Source organism: Subtercola endophyticus (genome assembly GCF_021044565.1).
Classification (GTDB): Bacteria; Actinomycetota; Actinomycetes; order Actinomycetales; family Microbacteriaceae; genus Subtercola; species Subtercola endophyticus.
In genome coordinates this window covers 4,236,057-4,254,584 of sequence record NZ_CP087997.1, presented here as the reverse complement: position 1 = coordinate 4,254,584, position 18,528 = coordinate 4,236,057, and the positions used below count along the sequence as shown (strand labels likewise).

General features: G+C 65.5%; 18 protein-coding genes. 1 reads left to right on the top strand and 17 read right to left on the bottom strand.

The window, feature by feature from the left end; all coding sequences use genetic code 11:
- Positions 1–14: 14 nt before the first annotated feature.
- From LQ955_RS19715 to iolC, 8 genes are all read right to left on the bottom strand, one after another.
- Positions 15–884, bottom strand: coding sequence for a sugar phosphate isomerase/epimerase family protein (locus LQ955_RS19715; RefSeq protein ID WP_231026161.1), 870 nt, complete (start codon positions 882–884; stop codon positions 15–17).
- 15 nt (positions 885–899) lie between these two features.
- Entirely contained in the window at positions 900–1,913 is a 1,014-nt protein-coding gene (locus LQ955_RS19710; protein ID WP_231026160.1) for a Gfo/Idh/MocA family protein, read from the bottom strand.
- Between the two features lie 58 nt (positions 1,914–1,971).
- Complete coding sequence (locus tag LQ955_RS19705; protein WP_231026159.1) at positions 1,972–2,907, bottom strand: sugar phosphate isomerase/epimerase family protein; 936 nt, start codon at positions 2,905–2,907, stop codon at positions 1,972–1,974.
- A 15-nt stretch (positions 2,908–2,922) separates the two neighbouring features.
- Positions 2,923–4,833: a 3D-(3,5/4)-trihydroxycyclohexane-1,2-dione acylhydrolase (decyclizing) gene (iolD, locus tag LQ955_RS19700; RefSeq protein ID WP_231026158.1), complete on the bottom strand. Its 1,911-nt coding sequence runs from the start codon at positions 4,831–4,833 to the stop codon at positions 2,923–2,925.
- Positions 4,830–5,747: a 5-deoxy-glucuronate isomerase gene (gene iolB, locus LQ955_RS19695; protein ID WP_231026157.1), complete on the bottom strand. Its 918-nt coding sequence runs from the start codon at positions 5,745–5,747 to the stop codon at positions 4,830–4,832. Before iolB ends, iolD begins: the two co-directional genes overlap by 4 nt.
- Positions 5,748–5,796: 49 nt before the next feature.
- Positions 5,797–7,341 carry a CoA-acylating methylmalonate-semialdehyde dehydrogenase gene (locus LQ955_RS19690; protein ID WP_304961257.1) on the bottom strand — a complete coding sequence of 515 codons (1,545 nt, stop codon included), beginning with the start codon at positions 7,339–7,341 and terminating at the stop codon, positions 5,797–5,799.
- Between the two features lie 89 nt (positions 7,342–7,430).
- Complete coding sequence (locus tag LQ955_RS19685; RefSeq protein WP_231026156.1) at positions 7,431–8,342, bottom strand: class I fructose-bisphosphate aldolase; 912 nt, start codon at positions 8,340–8,342, stop codon at positions 7,431–7,433.
- Position 8,343: 1 nt separating this feature from the next.
- Positions 8,344–9,300 (bottom strand): 5-dehydro-2-deoxygluconokinase, encoded by a 957-nt coding sequence (gene iolC / locus LQ955_RS19680; protein ID WP_231026155.1) that lies wholly within the window; start codon positions 9,298–9,300, stop codon positions 8,344–8,346.
- A 200-nt stretch (positions 9,301–9,500) separates the two neighbouring features.
- Between iolC and LQ955_RS19675 the strand changes: the two genes are divergently transcribed.
- On the top strand, positions 9,501–10,262 hold the full coding sequence (locus LQ955_RS19675) for a GntR family transcriptional regulator (protein WP_231026154.1): 762 nt from the start codon (positions 9,501–9,503) through the stop codon (positions 10,260–10,262).
- A 40-nt stretch (positions 10,263–10,302) separates the two neighbouring features.
- Here LQ955_RS19675 and LQ955_RS19670 read toward each other — a convergent pair whose 3' ends face one another.
- From LQ955_RS19670 to LQ955_RS19630, 9 genes are all read right to left on the bottom strand, one after another.
- Complete coding sequence (locus LQ955_RS19670) at positions 10,303–11,391, bottom strand: transaldolase family protein (RefSeq protein WP_231026153.1); 1,089 nt, start codon at positions 11,389–11,391, stop codon at positions 10,303–10,305.
- A gap of 6 nt (positions 11,392–11,397) precedes the next feature.
- Positions 11,398–12,189: an ATP-binding cassette domain-containing protein gene (locus LQ955_RS19665; protein ID WP_231026152.1), complete on the bottom strand. Its 792-nt coding sequence runs from the start codon at positions 12,187–12,189 to the stop codon at positions 11,398–11,400.
- Between the two features lie 5 nt (positions 12,190–12,194).
- Positions 12,195–13,268 (bottom strand): ABC transporter permease, encoded by a 1,074-nt coding sequence (locus LQ955_RS19660; protein ID WP_231026151.1) that lies wholly within the window; start codon positions 13,266–13,268, stop codon positions 12,195–12,197.
- 111 nt (positions 13,269–13,379) lie between these two features.
- A complete protein-coding gene (locus LQ955_RS19655) occupies positions 13,380–14,432 on the bottom strand; it encodes a substrate-binding domain-containing protein (RefSeq protein WP_231026150.1) in 1,053 nt (350 codons plus the stop codon).
- Between the two features lie 145 nt (positions 14,433–14,577).
- Positions 14,578–15,330: a creatininase family protein gene (locus tag LQ955_RS19650; protein ID WP_231026149.1), complete on the bottom strand. Its 753-nt coding sequence runs from the start codon at positions 15,328–15,330 to the stop codon at positions 14,578–14,580.
- Complete coding sequence (locus LQ955_RS19645) at positions 15,327–16,301, bottom strand: aldo/keto reductase (protein ID WP_231026148.1); 975 nt, start codon at positions 16,299–16,301, stop codon at positions 15,327–15,329. The genes LQ955_RS19650 and LQ955_RS19645 overlap by 4 nt, the downstream gene beginning before the upstream one ends.
- A gap of 34 nt (positions 16,302–16,335) precedes the next feature.
- Positions 16,336–16,821, bottom strand: coding sequence for an HtaA domain-containing protein (locus tag LQ955_RS19640; RefSeq protein WP_231026147.1), 486 nt, complete (start codon positions 16,819–16,821; stop codon positions 16,336–16,338).
- Complete coding sequence (locus tag LQ955_RS19635) at positions 16,818–18,062, bottom strand: cytochrome P450 (protein ID WP_231026146.1); 1,245 nt, start codon at positions 18,060–18,062, stop codon at positions 16,818–16,820. Before LQ955_RS19635 ends, LQ955_RS19640 begins: the two co-directional genes overlap by 4 nt.
- The gene (locus tag LQ955_RS19630) at positions 18,062–18,523 is read right to left on the bottom strand and encodes a flavodoxin domain-containing protein (RefSeq protein ID WP_231026145.1); all 462 of its coding nucleotides are present in this window, start codon (positions 18,521–18,523) and stop codon (positions 18,062–18,064) included. Before LQ955_RS19630 ends, LQ955_RS19635 begins: the two co-directional genes overlap by 1 nt.
- Between the last annotated feature and the right edge of the window lie 5 nt (positions 18,524–18,528).

The following is an 18,528-nucleotide window of genomic DNA, read 5'->3' as shown; positions in this document are numbered from 1 at the left end:
GCCGCGGGGGCCGATCATCCGGCGACCAGCTCGCGCAGCCGCTGCAACTGAAAGCGCGACACCTCGTCGGCCGTCTCGTCTTCGGCGAACACGTTCGACACGATCAGCGCGTCGGGCCGGTCGAGGTACCCCGAGGTGCGCAGCAGCGCGAAGAGCGCCTCGAAGTCGACATCGCCGTCGCCGATGCGCAGGTGCTGGTGCACGCGCGCCGCGTTTCCGGGCGGGTTGGAGATATAGCGCAGGCCGTGCGAGCGGTGGTGGTCGAAGGTGTCGGCCGTGTACACCGTGCCGAGCCGGTCACCGAGCTCCGGGATGAGCGTCGCCGCCCGGTCGCCGTAATGAAAGGTGTGCGACGCGACGTACACGAATCCGATGGCGCTCGAGTTGAGCCCGCGCAGCACGCGCCACGCCTCGAGCCCGTCTTCGACGAAGTCGTCGGGGTGCGGGTCGAAGTTCAGCCGCAGACCCTCGGATTCGATGAGGGGCAGCAGGTCATCCATCGAGCGGTAGAACGCCGCCTCCGACTCTTCCGACAGCTCGGGCCGCCCCGAGAACTCGGTGTTGATGATGCCCACCTCGAGCTCGACGGCCAACTGGATGACGCGGCGAAAGTTGCGCACGGCAGTCAGTCGAAGCACCTCATCGGGCGACGAGATGCGCTGCACAGGCAAGATCGCCGGAATCGACACCCCGGCGTCTGCCGCCGCCTTCTTCAGCTTGGCGACGAGGTCGTCGTCGGCCTTCGGGTACCGAAAGAACGGGCTGAAGTCGGGGTGCGGCGTCAGCTGCAGGTGCTCGTAGCCGAGCCGCGCCGCTACGTCGGGAAACTGCAGCAGCGAGTAGTCGTGGTGATACGGGGTGGGGTCGAGGGCGATGCGCACCATGAGTGACGTCTTCTCCTACGCGTAGAACGCGGGGCGTTCCGGAGCCTCGACGGTGATGATGCCGCCGTCGAGTGCCGCGACACCGGCCTCGCAGGCCAGGGCGACACGGTAACCGTCCCACGAGTTCGGGCCGTCGACAAGCGTTCCGGCGCGAACGGCGTCGACCCAGCGCTGAACCTGGGTGTCGTAGGCGGCCGCGAAGCGCGTCACGAAGCTCTGGTGCTCGGCGATCTCGAATTTTCCGTCTTTCCAGGTCTGCAGCCCCGACGGCTGGCCGATGCGGGCCAGGCCCTTCTCGAACACCGCTTCGGTGGCGACCTGGTAGCCGAACTGAATGCTGACGTTCATCTCGACGTCGACGAACACGCCGTTCTCGAGCTCCATCAGCACCAGAATCGGCTCTTTGAGGTGCGACGGCGACAGCGAGTTGCGCTTGGGGTACTTGACCTCGACGGTCTTCACACCCGAACCGGCCAGCCACGGAACAACATCGAACTCGTGAACGACGGAGTCGGTGATCAGCATCGACTGCGTGTAGCTCTCGCCCACCGACGGGTTGCGGTGCACGGCACGAAGCATCATGAGCTCGCCGGCCTCGCCCGAGGTGATCAGCTCGCGCAGCTTCTGGTACTCGGCGTCGAAGCGGCGCATGAAGCCCACCTGAATGTGCGGCTTATCGAGCTTCTGCTCGAGCTCGAGAATCTTCCACGACGAGGCAGAGTCGGGCGTGAGCGGCTTCTCGCACAAGATAGGCAGCTTCGCCTCGAGCGCCGGAATGAGCACCGGCTCGTGAAACTGACCCGGCGTCGCGATGAGCACCGCGTCGACCGCGTCGGCCGCAATCGCGTCTTCGATGCGCGTGAAGGCTTGCGCCCCGGGGGCGTTCGCCGCCGCGGCAGCGGCACGGCCCGCGTCAGGCTCGACGATCGCCGAGACGACGGCGCCGCTGATGCGCTGTGTGATGCGGGCAATGTGGTCGGCGCCCATGAGGCCGGCGCCGACGACACCGACGCGAAGATCTGTAGTCATGTTCTATAACTCCTGAAAGGTGATGAGTGGTGAGAATACGGCGAGCGGATGCCCGTGGTCAGTGAATGCGCGCGTGCGAGGTGCACCCGAAGATGTGCTCGCGGGTACGGGTCGCGATGCCGAGCGGCAGCTCGATGTCGGTGCCGTACATGTCTTGCTCGACGATGCCGAAGATCTCGGGGTCGAGCGCGGCCACGGCATCGATGATCGGACCGAGTTCTGGCACTCCCGCATCCGTCGTTCCGGGCTCGCTCATGATGCCCTGCGTCACGGCCTCGGCGAACGGAACGTCGTTCTTCAGCACGTCGAACAGCAGCGAGGTGTCGACCTGCTTGAGGTGCAGGTAGCCGATGCGCTCGGGGTAGGCCGCGATGAGCTTGAGGTTGTCGCCGCCGTAGTACGAGAAGTGGCCCGTGTCGAGGCACAGGTTCGTGTACGCCTGATCGGTCTCGTGCAAGAAGCGCTCGACCTCTTTGTACGTACCGACGTGGCTGTCGGCGTGCGAGTGGAACTGCTGCTTGACACCGAACTCTTCGAGCAGCGCCTTGCCGAGCTTGTCGTGGCCCGCGGCGAGCTTCTTCCAGTGCTCGTCGTCGAGGGTGCGGCTCTCGAGCACCTCCGAGGTGGCGTCGCTGCGCCAGAGATCGGGGATGACGACCAGGTGCTCGGCTCCGAGCTTCGTCGCCAGACCGGCGACCTCGAGCGCTTGATCCCACGCGCGCTTCCACTGGTCGTCGCCTTTGTGAAAGCCGGTGAAGACGGTTCCGGCCGAGAGCTTCAGGCCACGCTTGCCCAGCTCGTCTTCGAGCTCGTGCGGATCGGTCGGCAGGTAGCCGAACGGGCCCAGCTCGATCCAGCTGTAGCCGGCCTTCTGCACCTCGTCGAGAAACCGCTGCCACGGAATCTGGCCGGGGTCGTTCGGAAACCAGACGCCCCAGGAATCGGGAGCCGTTCCAATGCGCATGCTGGTCGTGGTGGTGAGTGTGTCTGTCATGATTTTCTGCCTTTCTCAGCCAAGAAGCTTCTTCTGCGATTTCTGCAATTCTTCGTACTCGGTTCGCGCGTGCTGCGTGCTCTCGAGAGTCGAGACTTCGGCAACAGGCACATCCCACCAGCCCGCCCCATCGGGCGAATACAGCAGCGGGTCGCTGTTGATGTGGATGAACGTCGACTTCTCTGAGGCCTTCGCAACCGCGAGAGCGGCCTTGAGGTCGTCGATCGCCGACGCGCCGGGTTCGACCTCGATGACGTCGATGCCATAGCTGCGCGCGTTCATCGCCAGGTCGACGGGCAGAATCTGCTCGCCCTGAAAGTTGCGCGCCTTCTCGTCGTACTCGCGATACCAGGTACCGAAGCGCGCGGATCCGACGGTCTCTGACAGGTGACCGATCGATGCGTAACCGTGGTTCTGAATGAGCACGACGATGATCTTGATACCCTCGGCGACAGCGGTCACCAGCTCAGTGTTGAGCATGAGGTACGAACCGTCGCCCACCATCACGATCACGTCGCGATCGGAGCCGTCGGCCAGCGCCCCGCGCTTCGCACCGAGCCCGCCGGCGATCTCGTAACCCATGCACGAAAAGGCATATTCGACGTGATAGCCCAGCGGATCACGCACGCGCCAGAGCTTGTGCAGGTCGCCCGGCAGTGAGCCGGCCGCCTGAACGATCACGTCTTCGGGTGCACTCGACGACTGAACGGCGCCGACGATCTCGGTCTGACCCGGCAGCGCAAGTCCCGACGGCGCAAAAGCGTCGTCGACCGAGGAATCCCAGGCCGACTTCTCTGAAGCGATCTGCGACGCGTAGGCCGCGTCGATGCGCAGGCCGCCGAGCTCGCTCGCCAGCGCTTCGAGTGCCTCACGGGCATCCGCTATCACGGGCAGCTGCGTGCCGTGCTTGTAGGCGTCGAACGACGCCACGTTGATGTTCACGAACTGCACGTCGGGGTTCTGAAACGCCGTTCGCGACGCCGTGGTGAAGTCGCTGTAGCGGGTGCCGATTCCGATGATGACATCGGCCTCTGACGCGATGCGGTTCGCGGCCAGCGTGCCGGTCGCGCCGACTCCGCCGAGGTACTGCGGGTGATCCCAGTTCAGCACACCGCCGCCGGCCTGCGACGAGCCGACCGGGATGCCCGTGGCCTCGACGAAGGCACGCAGGGCGTCTTCGGCGCTCGAGTAGAGCACGCCGCCACCCGCGACGATCATCGGCCGCTTCGCACCGCGGATCGCCGCCACCGCGCGGGCGAGCGCACCGCGCTCGGGCAACGGGCGACGGATGTGCCACTCGCGGTCTTGCAAGAACTCGACGGGCACGTCGAACGCCTCGGCCTGCACGTCTTCGGGCAACGAGATGGTGACGGCACCGGTCTCGGCCGGGTCGGTCAGCACCCGCATCGCCGCGAGAGCGATGGAGTAGAGCTGCTCGGGGCGCTGCACGCGGTCGAAGAATCGTGAGAGCGGACGGAACGCGTCGTTCACCGTGATTCCGATGTCGTGCGGCAGTTCGAGCTGCTGCAGCACCGGGTCGGCGACCCGGGTGGCGAAGGTGTCGCTCGGCAGCAGCAAGGCGGGCATGCGGTTGGCCGTGGCCAGCGCGGCACCGGTCAGCATGTTCGCGGCGCCCGGGCCCACCGACGCAGCAGAGGCGAACGTCGCCCGACGACGGTGCATGCGGGCGTAGCCGACCGACTGGTGCACCATGGCCTGCTCGTTGCGCGCCTGGTAGTACGGCATCAGGTCGGGCTGCTCGGCGTTGTACTGCGCGAGGGCCTGGCCGATGCCGGCCACGTTGCCGTGCCCGAAGATGCCGAACATTCCAGCGATCGTGCGTTCGCGAATGTCACCGTCGACGGTGTACTGGTGGCCGAGAAACTCCACCAGGGCCTGGCTCACGGTCATGCGCTTTGTTGTCATGAGGTCTGGTCTCTCTGGTTCGTGAAGGGAAGGCGGGCGTCGATCTGCTGACCCTCCCAGGAAGTGCGCACCCACGCGTGCGCGGGATCGTCGCTGATCAGCCAGACGCGTTCAGCATCGGGGCCGGCCATGACGTTCAGATAGTAGAGGTCGTAGCCGGGGGCGGCCACGGCCGGCCCGTGGTAGCCGTACGGCACGAGGGCGATATCGCCGGTCTGCACCCGCGCGTCGATCTCGATCTCGCCTGCGGGAGACGAGTAGGTGCTGAACATGCCGAACGACGCCTCGGGGTCGGGCGCCAGCGCGGCTTCGGTACGCGCCGGCGCCGACTCGAAGTAGTAGATCTCCTCGAGCCGTGACTCGTGGCCGGGCACATCTTGGTCGTGCTTGTGCGGCGGGTACGACGACCAGTTCTGCGAAGGCGTGATGACTTCGCAGACGATGAGGCGCGCCGCATCCAGCGCCTGTGGGGTGCCGAAGTTGTGCACCTGGCGACTGGATGCCCCGGCCCCCCGCAACTCGACGGGGGTGTCTTCGGCGAGGATGTACCGGGTCGGCCGCACGTCGTCGGTCGGCGAGGTCGCCACGGCGACCCGGCCTGTGCCCCCGATGGTGGCCGTGGCGCCGGCCGAGAGGTAGAGCACGTCGGTCGGCCCGTCGAACACCGACGGCCGACCGTTCAGAACCACCTCAGACCCTATGCCGTTCTCGGCATACGACACCGTGAACGAGCCGGCGAGAGGCACGACGATGCGTTCGATACCCGTCTCGTCGAGGTCGAGACTCTCGCCCTCGGCCAACTGGGCGACACGGATGCCCGTGTGCTCCCAGCCGGGCGTCGAGCCGTCGACGACGCTCTGCCACGCGCCTCGCGCGAGCTCGCCCCGGCGATAGAACCATCGTTGGTCGGTCATCTGGTGCTCCTGAAGAGATGTGCTGCTCTGAATGGCTGCCGAGGGCAGATCAGTCGTTCTGCGGAAAGCCGAGGTTGATGCCGCCGTGGCTGGGGTCGAGCCAGCGGCTCGTGATGGCTTTCTGCTGGGTGAAGAACTTCACTCCCTCGGCTCCGTGCGCTTTCGTGTCTCCGAACAAGGAGTCCTTCCAGCCGCCGAACGAGAACGTCGCGACGGGAACCGGAATGGGTACGTTGATACCGATCATGCCGACCTGGATCTCGTTCTGGAAGCGTCGCGCTGCTCCGCCGTCGTTGGTGAAGATCGCGGTGCCGTTGCCGAACGCGCCCGAGTTGATGAGCTTCACACCCTCTTCGTATGTGTTCACCCTCACGATAGCGAGTACCGGGCCGAAGATCTCCTCGGTGTAGACGCGCGAGCTGGTCGGCACGTTGTCGATGAGGGTCGGGCCGAGCCAGAACCCGTTCGGGTCACCATCGGGCTTCACGTCACGCCCGTCGACGACCACCGTGGCGCCGTCGTCTTCGGCGATCTGGATGTACGAGGCGACCTTGTCGCGGTGCACCTTCGTGACCAGCGGGCCCATGTCGCAGCCGCGGCGGCCGTCACCGGTGCGCAGAGTGGACATGCGCGCCACGATCTTCTCGATCAGAGGGTCGGCGACCGGCTCGACCGCGACGACAACCGAGATCGCCATGCACCGCTCACCCGCGGAACCGAACCCGGAGTTGATCGCCGCGTCGGCGACCAACTCGAGGTCGGCGTCGGGAAGCACGAGCATGTGGTTCTTCGCCCCGCCGAGCGCCTGAACACGCTTGCCGTTCTTGGTGCCCGTCTCGTACACGTACCGAGCGATCGGGGTCGACCCGACGAACGAGATGGATTTCACGTCGGGGTGGGTGAGCAGTCCATCCACCGCCTCCTTATCGCCGTGCAGCACAGTGAACACGCCGTCGGGCAGGCCGGCTTCTTTCCAGACCGCGGCGAGCCAGTTGGCCGCCGACGGGTCTTTCTCGCTCGGCTTCAGTACGACGGTGTTGCCGGCCGCGATCGCGATCGGGAAGAACCACGACGGCACCATCGCCGGAAAGTTGAACGGGCTGATGATGCCCACGACGCCGAGGGGCTGGCGGGTGGAGTACACGTCGATGCCCGTCGAGACCTGCTCGCTGAACTCGCCCTTCAGGTGGTGCGCGAGCCCGGTCGCGAACTCCGCGACCTCCTGACCACGGCTGATCTCGCCGAGCGCGTCGGAGACGACCTTTCCGTGCTCGCTCGTGATGATCTCGGCGAGCTCACCCTTCTTCGCATCGAGCAGCTCACGGAACTTGAACATGATCGTCTGCCGCTTCGCGAGCGACGTGTCGCGCCACGCGGGGAACGCCGCCGCGGCACCCGCGATCGCAGCCTCGATCTCGGCCTGGTCGGCCAGCGCGACATGCTTGGTAACCACACCGAGGGCGGGGTCGTACACATCTCCCACCCGGCCGCTCTTCGACGGATACGCTGCCCCGTTGATCCAGTGCGGAACAGTCGGCAGCTCGGTGACGGCGTCGTCAGTGGTGGTGTCGGGGTTCAAATCGATGGTGCTCATTCGTGATTCCTCAATTCTTCGAGTGCCTACGGGGGGGGTGAGTGCAGGTGGGGAGGGCGGCCTGCAAAGCGCGGCGTGCGCGCAGCCGCTCAGGAGGCGATGGCGAGCCCGGTGGGGTGCACCAGGCCGGCGGCGGTGTCGACAGCGGCTGCCACATCGCCGTCGGGCGGGTAGAGCAGGGTACGGCCGACGGTGAGCCCTCGCACGCCGGGAAGCGAGAGGGCGTCTTCCCACGCGGCGAACGTCTCGTCGGGGTCGGCGCCCGAGTCGCCGCCGAGCAGCAGGGTGGGCATCGTGGTCGCCTCCATGACGCGTTCCATGTCGTCGACGACCGGCAGCTTCATCCAGGTGTACGAACTGCTCGTGCCCAGGCCCGCGGCGATCGAGACCGACAAGATGACGGCATCCGCCGACAAGTCGTTCACGATGCGACCGTCGACCCACTTGCTCATGAACGGCTCGAGCATGATCGGCAGCCCCGCGGCCGCCGCTTCGGTGACGGCCTTGGCCGTGGCCTCCAGCGTCAGTGCGGTCATCGGGTCTTCGAGGTTCACGCGGATGAGGGTCTTCGCGAAGTCGATGCCAGACGAGACCATCGTGGGCACGTCGAAGCCGGTGTAGCGATCATCCATTTCGAAGGTCGCGCCGCGCAGACCACCACGGTTCATCGACCCGACGATGATCTTGTCGTCGAGCAGGCCGAGCGCGGCAAGGTCGTCGATGATGTCGGGCGTGCCGAGCACACCGTCGACACCGGGCCGGCTCACCGCGATGGCAAGGCGGTCGAGCAGGTCGTAACGGTTCGCCATGGCGGTCGAATCCGATCCGACAGCAAGGGCGCCGCGAGCCGGATGATCGGCGGCGACGATGAACAGCCTGCCGTCGCCGCGCAGCACTTCTCTGCGCTTGCGGCTGGCGAAGGCTTCGCCGATCGCTTCGGGCTTGCTGGCCCTGATGTCGCGCAGACGCGCGAAATCGAAGTCACTGAGGGCGGTGCCCATTTTATGCTCCCCTCTGAAGAATGGCGTCGACCTCTGCCGTCGTCGGCATGGCCGTGGAGCACTCGCGGCGCGAGGCGACGAGTGCGCCGGCGACGTTGGCGAACGTGAGAATGCGGGTCAGATCCCAACCCTCGAGCAGACCGTGGCACAAGGCGCCGCCGAAGGCGTCGCCGGCTCCGAGACCGTTGACCACGTCGACGAAATACGGCGGCACCTCGACCGTCTCGTCGGCGGTCTTCGCCAGCACGCCCTTCGGGCCCTGCTTCACGATGGCCAGCGTGACGCCGCGCTCGAGCAGAGCATCCGCCGCGCGCAGCGGCTCGGTTTCGCCGACGGCCACCTCGCACTCTTCGCGGTTGCCGACAGCCACGGTGGCGTGTTCGAGAGCGAGGGCGACCTGCGTCGTAGCGTCGGCCGGTTCCGACCAGAACATGGGGCGGTAGTCGAGGTCGAGAACTGTGTGGTCGACCCGCCCGCGAGCAGCGAGCGCCGCGAGGTGCGCGGCGCGGCTCGGCTCTTGGCTGAGCCCGGTGACCGTCAGCCAGAACACCCGAGCGGCGCGAACGGCGTCGAGGTCGAGATCGGCGGGCGCGATGTTGAGGTCTGGAGCTTTCGGCTCGCGATAGAAGTACAGGGGAAAGTCGTCGGGCGGAAAGATCTCGCAGAACGTCACCGGCGTCTTGAGGTCGGGGTCGACCTTGACGTAGCGGTTGCTCACACCGAGGCGCTCGAGCTCACGAAGCAGGTAGCGGCCGAACGGGTCGTCACCGGCTCTCGAGATGAGGGCGGTCGGATGCCCGTAACGAGCGGCGGCCACGCTGACGTTCGCGGCACTGCCGCCGAGGTATTTTCCGAAGGTCGACACATCTTCGAGGCCGACACCGTCTTGAAGCGGGTAGATGTCGACACCGAGCCGGCCGATGGCCAGCACGTCGAGGGGAAAGGACGTATCCGTCATACTCCGATGTACAACTCTCTCAAATCAGGGGTGATGCCGGCAGCTCGCCGTATGTATGTCTTAACAATAGCACATGGGGCGTGTTCGTCAACGTGCGGTGCGGTGGTCGTTCGGGGTGTGAAACCAACAAAGTATGCTGTAAGTAACATTGTTCCGACAATATGCTGTGCAGTCACGAATGTCTGATCGAAGGAGATGCCATGGCAAGCGATGAGACGGTCTGGCCAGAGGAGCTTTTTCTCGATCTCGACCGCAACGGCCCCATTCCGCTCTACTTTCAGGTGTCGAGCCGACTCGAAGCGGCCATCCGCTCGGGCGCCATCGCGTCGGGCGCTCGGCTCGAGAACGAGATCGCCATCGGGCAGCGCCTCGGCCTCTCCCGGCCCACCGTGCGCCGGGCCATTCAAGAGCTCGTCGACAAGGGCCTGCTGGTTCGCCGACGCGGCATCGGAACCCAGGTCGTGCAGGGCACCGTCACCCGGCAGGTCGAACTCACCAGCCTCTACGAAGATCTGCAGAGCGCGCATCACGAGCCAGGCACCCACGTGATCGCGCACGAGATCAGGCCCGCCACCGATTCCGTCGCCACCAGCCTCGGCGTGACGCCCGGCTCCGACGTGGTGTACATGCGGCGCACACGCAGCACCGACGGAGTCACCGTCGCCATGCTCGAGAACTACCTGCCACCGGAATTCTCCGACATCACCACCGAGCAGCTCGAAGAGCGCGGGCTCTACCAGATTCTGCGCGGCCGTGGAGTGACCATCCGCATCGCCCAGCAGAAGATCGGCGCCCGTCGGGCCAACCGTGAAGAGACCGAGCTGCTCGAGATCGACAAGGGCGGCCCGGTGCTCACCATGGAGCGTGTCGCCTTCGACAGCTCGGGCCGAGCGATCGAGTTCGGACACCACGCCTACCGCCCCGACATGTACAGCTTCGAGACGACGCTCGTCGCGAAGTAGCCGGGCCGTCACGGCGAACACCGAGACGGCCCGTGCACGTTCACGGCGCGGGGATCAGGATGTCGCGAACGATCGCATCGAGCTGAGCGTCGGCGTCGAGAAACTGCCGCAGCGTCACGCGAGTGGCGCCGAAGGTGTCGAATTCGGCTGGAGTGAGCCCGTCGACGTCGTATGCCCGAGAGAACTCCGGCACCTTCGCGCGCAGCGTTTCGATGATGCGCGGGTCGACCGGCACATCGATACGATTCTCGACGGGAAGACGGTTCTCGTTGATGCGGGCCTGCCAGTCGAACGGTGGTGAGACCACGAGGTCGCCGCCCTGCAGTTCTGACCACTGCATGTAGTTGCGGAACGCGGCCGAGAGGATTCGCGAGCGGTAGCCGCGCTCGACGAAGACGGCATGCGCCTTCTTGAGCGCTGCCACGCCCGCCCACTCCAGGTAGCCCGGATCGATGAGAATGCGGTGCTTCTGCGTGTAGGCCTTCAGCCAGTCGTCGAGTCGGCCACCCATGATCGTGACCACCGAGCCGAACTCACGCTCGGGCAGACCATCGGCAGCACGGCGGTCGAGCCCACGCTCGATAGCGGCTGCGGCGGCCACCGCTTGCGCAACCGTGAACGAGACGGTCACGTTGATGCTCACACCGCGGTAGGTCGCCTCTTCGATGGCCACGATTCCGACCGCCGTGGCCGGAATCTTGACAATGATGTTCTCGGCAAGACCGCTGAAGTGAACAGCCTGTTCGACGAGGGCATCGGCGTCGCGGTGCAACCGCGGATCCGTCTGAATAGACAGCCTGCCGTTACGCCCTCCGCTGGCGACGAAGGCCGGGTGCAGCAGGGCAGCCGCCTGAATCGACAGCTCCTCCACGACCATCCAGCCGAGTTCGGACTCGCCCGCTCGAGGATGCTCGACCGCGAGTTCAGCGATACGCGGGCGCCAGACGTCGAGGTGCGCACGGATGGCCGCGAGCGCGATCACCGGATTGCACGTGGCCCCGACAGCCCCGAAGCCGATCGACCGCGAGAGTTCGTCGGGGTCGGCCGAGTCGTTCCACAGAACGGTCGGCGTGGACTCCGCGGCGACCCGAAGGGGGTCGGTCGTCGGAGCAGGAGACAGAGTGGTCATCGCCGATCACGCTTCCAGTTCGTACTGAGCGATCTCGGCCTCGAGCTCTGCCATCGCTTCACCACCGGCCATGAGGTCGGTGATCTGCTCGCGAGTACGCTCGCCCTTGGCGAACGAGTCGGCCAGCCGACCATGGATCAGCACGGCGAAGTTGTCGCCGACCGTCATCGCGTGCAGCACGTTGTGCGTCACGAAGACCACGGCGATGCCCTTACGACGGGCCTGCATGATGATGCGCAGCACGTGCGAGGCCTCTTTCACGCCGAGGGCCGCCGTGGGCTCGTCGAGAATGAGCAGCTTGGCACCGAAGTACACGGCACGGGCGATCGCGAGCGACTGGCGCTCACCACCCGACATGCCGCCGACGAGGCGGTTGCCGTCGTTGATCCGCGTGATGCCGAGGCCCTTGAGCTCTCGAACCGAGATCTCGTTGGCCGTGGCCTTGTCGAATCGCTTGAACGGACCCCAGCCCTTTGTCGGCTCGACGCCGACGAAGAACGAACGGCCGACGGTCATCAGCGGAAAGGTTCCGCCGTACTGGTGAACGGTCGCGATGCCGTTGGCACTGGCATCCCGCGGGCTGTTGAACACGACGGGCTTGCCATCGATCTCGACCGTGCCCGTGGTCGGAGTGTGGTACCCCGAAAGAATCTTGATCAGGGTCGACTTGCCGGCACCGTTGTCGCCGAGCAGGCACAGCACCTTGCCGGGCTCGACCTGCAGGGAGATGTCGGCGAGGGCGTCGGTGCCCGCGTAGCTCTTGCCGACGTGGTCTAGTTTGAGCAGTGGTTCGGTCATGGTCGTCACGCCTTCTTGATCTTCGGGGCCCGCACGCCGCTCGAGAGAGCGAGCTTACGGAACGTGTTGTTCATGAGAACGGCGGCCAGCAGAAGGGCGCCGAGAATGAAGCTGGCCCAGTCGGAGCTGAGCGATGTGGTGTAGATGCCCTGGCTCACGATGGCGAACGTGAGGGTACCGAGAATGACGCCGGGCACCGAACCGTACCCACCGGTCAGCAGAACGCCACCGATGACGGCCGCGATGATCGAGTTGAACACGAACGACTGGCCCGTCGACGTCTGCGCACCGTTGTAGAGGCAGGTCTGAATGATGCCCACAAGAGCCGCACCCAGGGCGCTCATCATGAACAGCGAGATCTTCACGCGGGTGACGGGGATGCCCGTGGCACGAGCACTCTCTTTGTCACCGCCGATGGCGAAGACCCAGTTGCCGAAGGGAGTCATCTGCAACAGCCAGGCGATGACGAGGGCGACGCCGAGTGCCCAGAAGATGGCGACCTCGAACTGGCCGCCGATCAGGCTGCCGAAGAGGCCCTTGAAGAAGGGGCCCGGGTCGAGCGGAACGTTCGTGGTACCCGTGATCAACCGCGAGAGACCGAGGGTGATGCCGGCCAGACCGAAGTTCATACCCAGCGTCACGACGAACGACGGCACGTTGGTTCGGGAGACGATCAGGCCGTTGATGAAGCCGGCCGCGGCACCGACGGCAAGGGCCGCGATGATGCCGACGATCATGGGAGCACCGTAGGTGCCGGAGACGATCGCCATGGTCATCGAGCTGGCGGCGACGACAGACCCGACCGAGAGGTCGAGTTCTCCGGCGATCATCAGCAGGCCGACCGGAAGGGCGATGATGGCGAGTTCGGCGGCGACGTTCAGCCAGCTGGCGACTCCACCGATGGAGATGAAGTTCGATCCACCCAGAATCGTGAAGATCACAAAAACCAGAACGGTTCCGGCGAGCGCCCCGGTCTCGGGCCGGCGTGACAAGCGGCCGAACGAGGTCTGATTGCGGGGGGCGGGCGGTGCGGCAACCGGCTTGGTTGCTGTCACCCCCGGAGAAGCGGCGATTGCCATGTGTCTAGTTCCTAACGTGAGAAGTCGATGGGCGACCGATTGAGCAGTGGTGAGGGGGGTGATGGTGCCGGACCCTCGTGAAAGGGCCCGGCACCCGTGTGGAGCGAGTGGTTAGCGAACGCCTGCCGCTGAACCGGCGATGACGGCTGCGACGTTGTCTTTCGTGATGACGGCCGGGCCGGTGAGAATCGGCTTGGTCGGCAGTTCAAGACCGTAGGCGACGTACTGCCACATGGCAGAGACGCTGTAGAAACCCTGCGCGTACGGCTGCTGATCGATGAAGGCGAGCTGAGTGCCGGCCTGGATGCGGGCATCCACCGTGGTCGAGTTGCCGAAGGTGATGAACTTCGCGGTCGAGTTGGCCTGCGTGAGAGCAGCGAAGGCCGCCTCGGAGTCAGAACCACCGACCGTGATGACGGCGTCGATCGAGGTGTTCTGCTGCAGGTTGGACTTGATGGCCTGCGTCACTGCAGTGGCGTTGCCGAAGCTCGTCGCGGGAAGCGCGAGTTCGCTCGACGTTCCGCCGGTTTCAGCGATGCCGTCTTTCACACCCGAGCAACGGTCTTCGAGGTTGGTCGAACCGGGAACAGTGTTGACACAGGAGGCGTTCTTGGAGCCGGCCTTGCCAAGTGCTTCGCCGGCGGCCTTGCCCGCGAGGTACTCGTCCGTGCCGATGTAGGTCATGGCACCGAGCTTGCTGGCCTGGTCCCACGTTCCGGCGTTGTAGATGACGACCGGAATGCCTGCGGCGATGACCGACTGAATGGCGGGGTCTTCTGCGGTCGGAACCCAGTCGGGAACGGCGATGGCGCTGGGCTTCATGCCCAGAGCGTTGGTGATGAGCTGCGCGACATCCGGTCCGAGGTTGTCGTAGTTCTTCAGCGCGAGGTAGGTGACCTTCGCACCCGATGCTTCGGGCACCTTGGCTGCGTCGTCGATGCCGCGCTTCACGGTGGAGAAGAACACGTCGTCTGAGGCGCCGCCGATGACGACGAGGTTCACGTTGGAGGCGCTGGCGTCTCCGGTCGAGGAGGTCGAGCCACCGTTCTGCGGTGAACAGGCCGACAGCACTGCAACGGCCGCGAGTGCCGGGGTGATGAGCAGTGCGGCGCGGAGACGTTTGCGGGTGGTGCCCGTGGGTGTGATGAGCTTCGAGAGAATCATTTTCCCTGGGCTCCTTTCATTAGGTCATCGGGGTAGCTGCGTTGCGAACCGAATGGATAGCTGCGTTGCTAACACCAGGGTGAGCTAACCGTAAAGGCGGTTAGATAAGAATGTCAAGACATTCTTACGATGAATGTTCGATTTGTTATCTTCGGGCGAGGTCGGCGAGCCAGCCGGCCAGATGTGCGAGCAATTCGGGGGCCTTCGAGAGGTCGGCCGGTCGCGGATCTGCGCCGAAAACGCCCCAGAGCGGATGCCCGGGGTCGTGCCGGTGCGTGCCGAATGGGTTGTCGTCGGGGTCGACAGTGGGATGCGTGAGCACATCGGGCAGTCGTTCGAGGTGCACGAGTTCGGGCGCGCTGGCGTACAGCAGGGTGGCCTCGAAGGCTCCGGCATGGTCGGGCGGCAGCGGTGCATCCGCACACCGGTTGACCCCGCTGCCGACGACAGTGAGAGCCGAATCGGAGGCGTTCCACGTCGACGTGAGCTCATCGACCATCGCCAGCTGCTCGTCGGCGAAGTGCCCGGTGAACACGACCGCCCGGCGCACTCCGAAGTCTTCGAGGCGCGTCAGGGTCGTTTTCAGGTTGGCAACGATCGCGTCGGGGCCGGGCATCATGATCGTCCAGGGATACGCCCCGTGACCACCCCCCGTGCCCTGGTAGACGACGGGCAGCACGATTCCCCCCGTGATCCGCGCGGCCGCCTCGCACAGGGCCTGAGCGTTCAGCGCATCGAGACCGATCGGCAGATGCGGCCCGTGGAACTCGAGCGTGCCGAGTGGCAGGTAGGCGATCGGCGACGCGGCGATCGCCGCGTCGAGTTCGGCCAGGCTCAGCCGTTCGGCGCGGATCTCCGGCGGTTTCTCGACCGCGACATCCTCTGACAAGGGGGTCATTTGTAGTAGTTCCGAATCCACGCGTGGTCGGCCAACTGAGCGCGCAGCTCTTCGGGGAACGGCTCGCCGTCGGAGTAGCCCACGTTTCGGGCGATGTTGCGGCTGCTGCTCATGCCGGCGATGACCGTCGAGACCTCGGGCGACGAGAGCACGTACTTGACGGCCGCCTCAGCCAGCGAGGAGTAGTACGGCGAGACGAGTCGCTTGAGCGCCTCGACCCTCTGATACGTCTCGGTGAATCGCTCGCCGCGGAACATCTCCTTCTGCTGCGAACCGTCTTCCCACGAGTCGTAGGTCTCCGGAGTCCACAGCCCTGACAGCGATCCCGAGTCGAACGCCACGCGGTCGATGATCGCCGTCTCGGTGCTCGCGCTGGCGGGAAAGAGCGTGTCGACCGGGCGCTGCTCGAACATATTGAAGATCACCTGAATCGAATCGATGAGGCCGAGCTTCGCGACATCCACCCCCTCGTCGGGCCGGTAGTCGCGAATCGAGACGCCGACCTTGTCGATCTTGCCCTCGATCTTGAGCGCGTTCAGCGTCTCGAGCCAGTCGAGCTGAGAGCTGCCCGAGGGCACCCAGCAGTGCAGTTGCAGCAGGTCGAGACGCTCGACGCCGAGCCGCTGCAGCGCGAGGTCGACGCCCTCGCGCAGGTACCACTCGGGGTACCGGCCGCGCATGAGGGGGTTGTCGTCGTCGGGGTCGGGCCAGCGGCTCGGCTGAATCTTGGTGGCGACGTAGATCTTGTCGCCCTGCCACCGGCGCAGCGATTCGCCGATGACCTCTTCGCTGTGACCGCCGCCGTAGAGCTCCGCGGTGTCGACGAAGTTGATGCCCTGCTCGTAGGCCTGCAGCAGCGCGCTGATCGACTCCTCGTCGTCGACCGTGCCCCACTGGCCACCGAGCTGCCAGGCGCCGAACGAGATCTCGCTGACGTCCCAGCCTGTACGACCGAACTTTCTATAATGCATAAGAAGAGGTGCCTTTCGTCGAGCGAAACGAGACCTAGGCGGCCGCGCTGTAGATGGTGAGATTGTCGAGCGGCGTGCCGGCCTGGTAGACCCCGCCCAGCAGGGAGGCGCCGTCGTCGGTGGCTTCGACTCCGGATGCCGAGAGCACATCATTGCCGTCTTCGAGCAGTTGTTCGACCGTGGCCACGCGCACCCGTTCGCCCTGCACGTCGACCGTGACGACGAATTCGTCGCCGACCACTTCGATGCGCGGATCGGCGAGAGTCACGTCGAGCACGCCGTGGTGACCGAAAAAGTGCACACTGCCGACGAAGCCGAATTCGCCCGACCCGGCGTCGGCACCGAAGACGAACCGTCCGTCGCTGGTGCGCGTCACCCCGCCGCCGACCTCGACCAGGCCGTCGGGCAGCGCCTCGACGTAGGCCACGAAGCTCGGCTTGACGGCCCACTCGAGGCGTCGGCCGCCCTTCGGCGCAGCGACGGTCGCAGGCAGCGCCGAACCCGACGGCGCACTGGTCACGACACGAACCGAATCGGCAACTTCGAGAAACCACGCACGAGCTGCTTCGTCCAGCGTTCGGGCGACCCGACGATGCGGAACTCACCGGCCTGCACCAGCTCTTCGATGACGACCCGTGCCGCGAGCCGAGCGAAGGGCGCACCCATGCAGGCGTGGATTCCGTCGCCGAACGACATGATGCGATTCGCAGGCGTGAACTCGCGCGTCAAGTCGAAGCTGTCGGGGTCGTCGTAGATGCGTTCATCCCGGTTCGCCGAACCCTGCAAGAACATCACTCGCGAATTGTCGGGGATGACCGTGCCGGCGATCTCGATCTCTTCGGTCGTCTGCCGCGAGAGGTTCTGCCCGGGTGTGTCGTAACGCAGCGACTCTTCGACGAACTGCGGAATCATCGAGGGGTTGTCGCGCAGAAAGCTCTGCAGCGCCGGAAACTTGTCGAGAATGGCAATGCAGTTGGTCAACAACGAGGCGGGGGCGTCGCTCGCGGCCGACAGCACGAGGTGAGCCAGGCCGCCCTGCTCTTCGGCAAAGACCTTGCCGGCGTGCACGGCGATCAGAATCTGGGTGAAGGCGTCGGTGCTGGTGCCGTCGGCGCCCGCATCGATCGCAGCGCGCCGTTCGGCGAACCGCTCTTCGAGAATCTGCTCGGTCTCATGGTTGGCCTCCGCGGCATCTTCGGGAACCCCGAGGTGACCGACGATTCGAACCATCGCGCGCAACAGGTGCTCGCTGAACGCCTCGTTGTCGCTCTGCGGGGCGCCGAGTAGCGCGATTCCCATGCCGATGCCCATCGGAATGGCGACGTCGGTGGCGAAGTCTCCCCCGCCCGCCCGGCGAATCGACCCGATCAGTTCTCGGCTGAACTCACGCGTGCTGTCTTCTTTGGTGAGAATCTCGCGGGCCGAGAAGGTGCGGCGAATGGCGGCGCGCAAAGCGGTGTGACGCGGCGGGTCCAGGGCCACGAGCATGCCGTTGCCGTACGAATCGTGCGTGCCGTCGATGTCGTTGCCGAGTCGGTTCGAGAGGCGAACGTGGTCGCCAAGGCTCGCCCGCACGTCGGCGTAACGCGACACGATGTAGAGGTCGCGGTCGGCGTTGTAGTACACCGGCGCCTTGTCGCGCAGTCGCTTGAACAGGTCGTACGGGTAGTCGTAATCGGCGTACGACAGGGGGTCGTAGTGCACCGTGAGGTTAGCGGGAATGACGATGTCGGGCGCGTGAACCGCGGTGGTGATGCTCATCAGGCCACCGCCGCTACATCGTCGAGGGTCGACACGAGGTCTCGGGCCCACTCCAGCGCGGTATCGTTCGGAAGCGATCCGTCACTCGCGTCGTGCCGCCCGTACTCGCCGACGCGAATCGCCCCCAACGCGGCAAGACGCTCGTCGATGCGCTCGCTGCCTCGGCTGTAAGTCTCGTACGAGCTGTCACCGAGGCCGAACATCGCATAACGGATGCCCGTGAGATCGGGTCGCTCGGCGTCGAGCAACTCGGCGAAAGGTACAGCACTGGCCGGCAGGCCGCCGTCGCCGTGGGTCGAGCAGACGACGAGAAAAAACGCGTCGGGCGTGAGTGTATCGAGCTCGGCGTCGGTCATGTCGATCGACTCGACCTCATTGTCGGCCGAGAGCTCGTCGACCAGGTCGTCGGCGACGGTCTCGGCATTGCCCGATTCGGTGCCGTACAGAATAACGAATTTCATCGGTT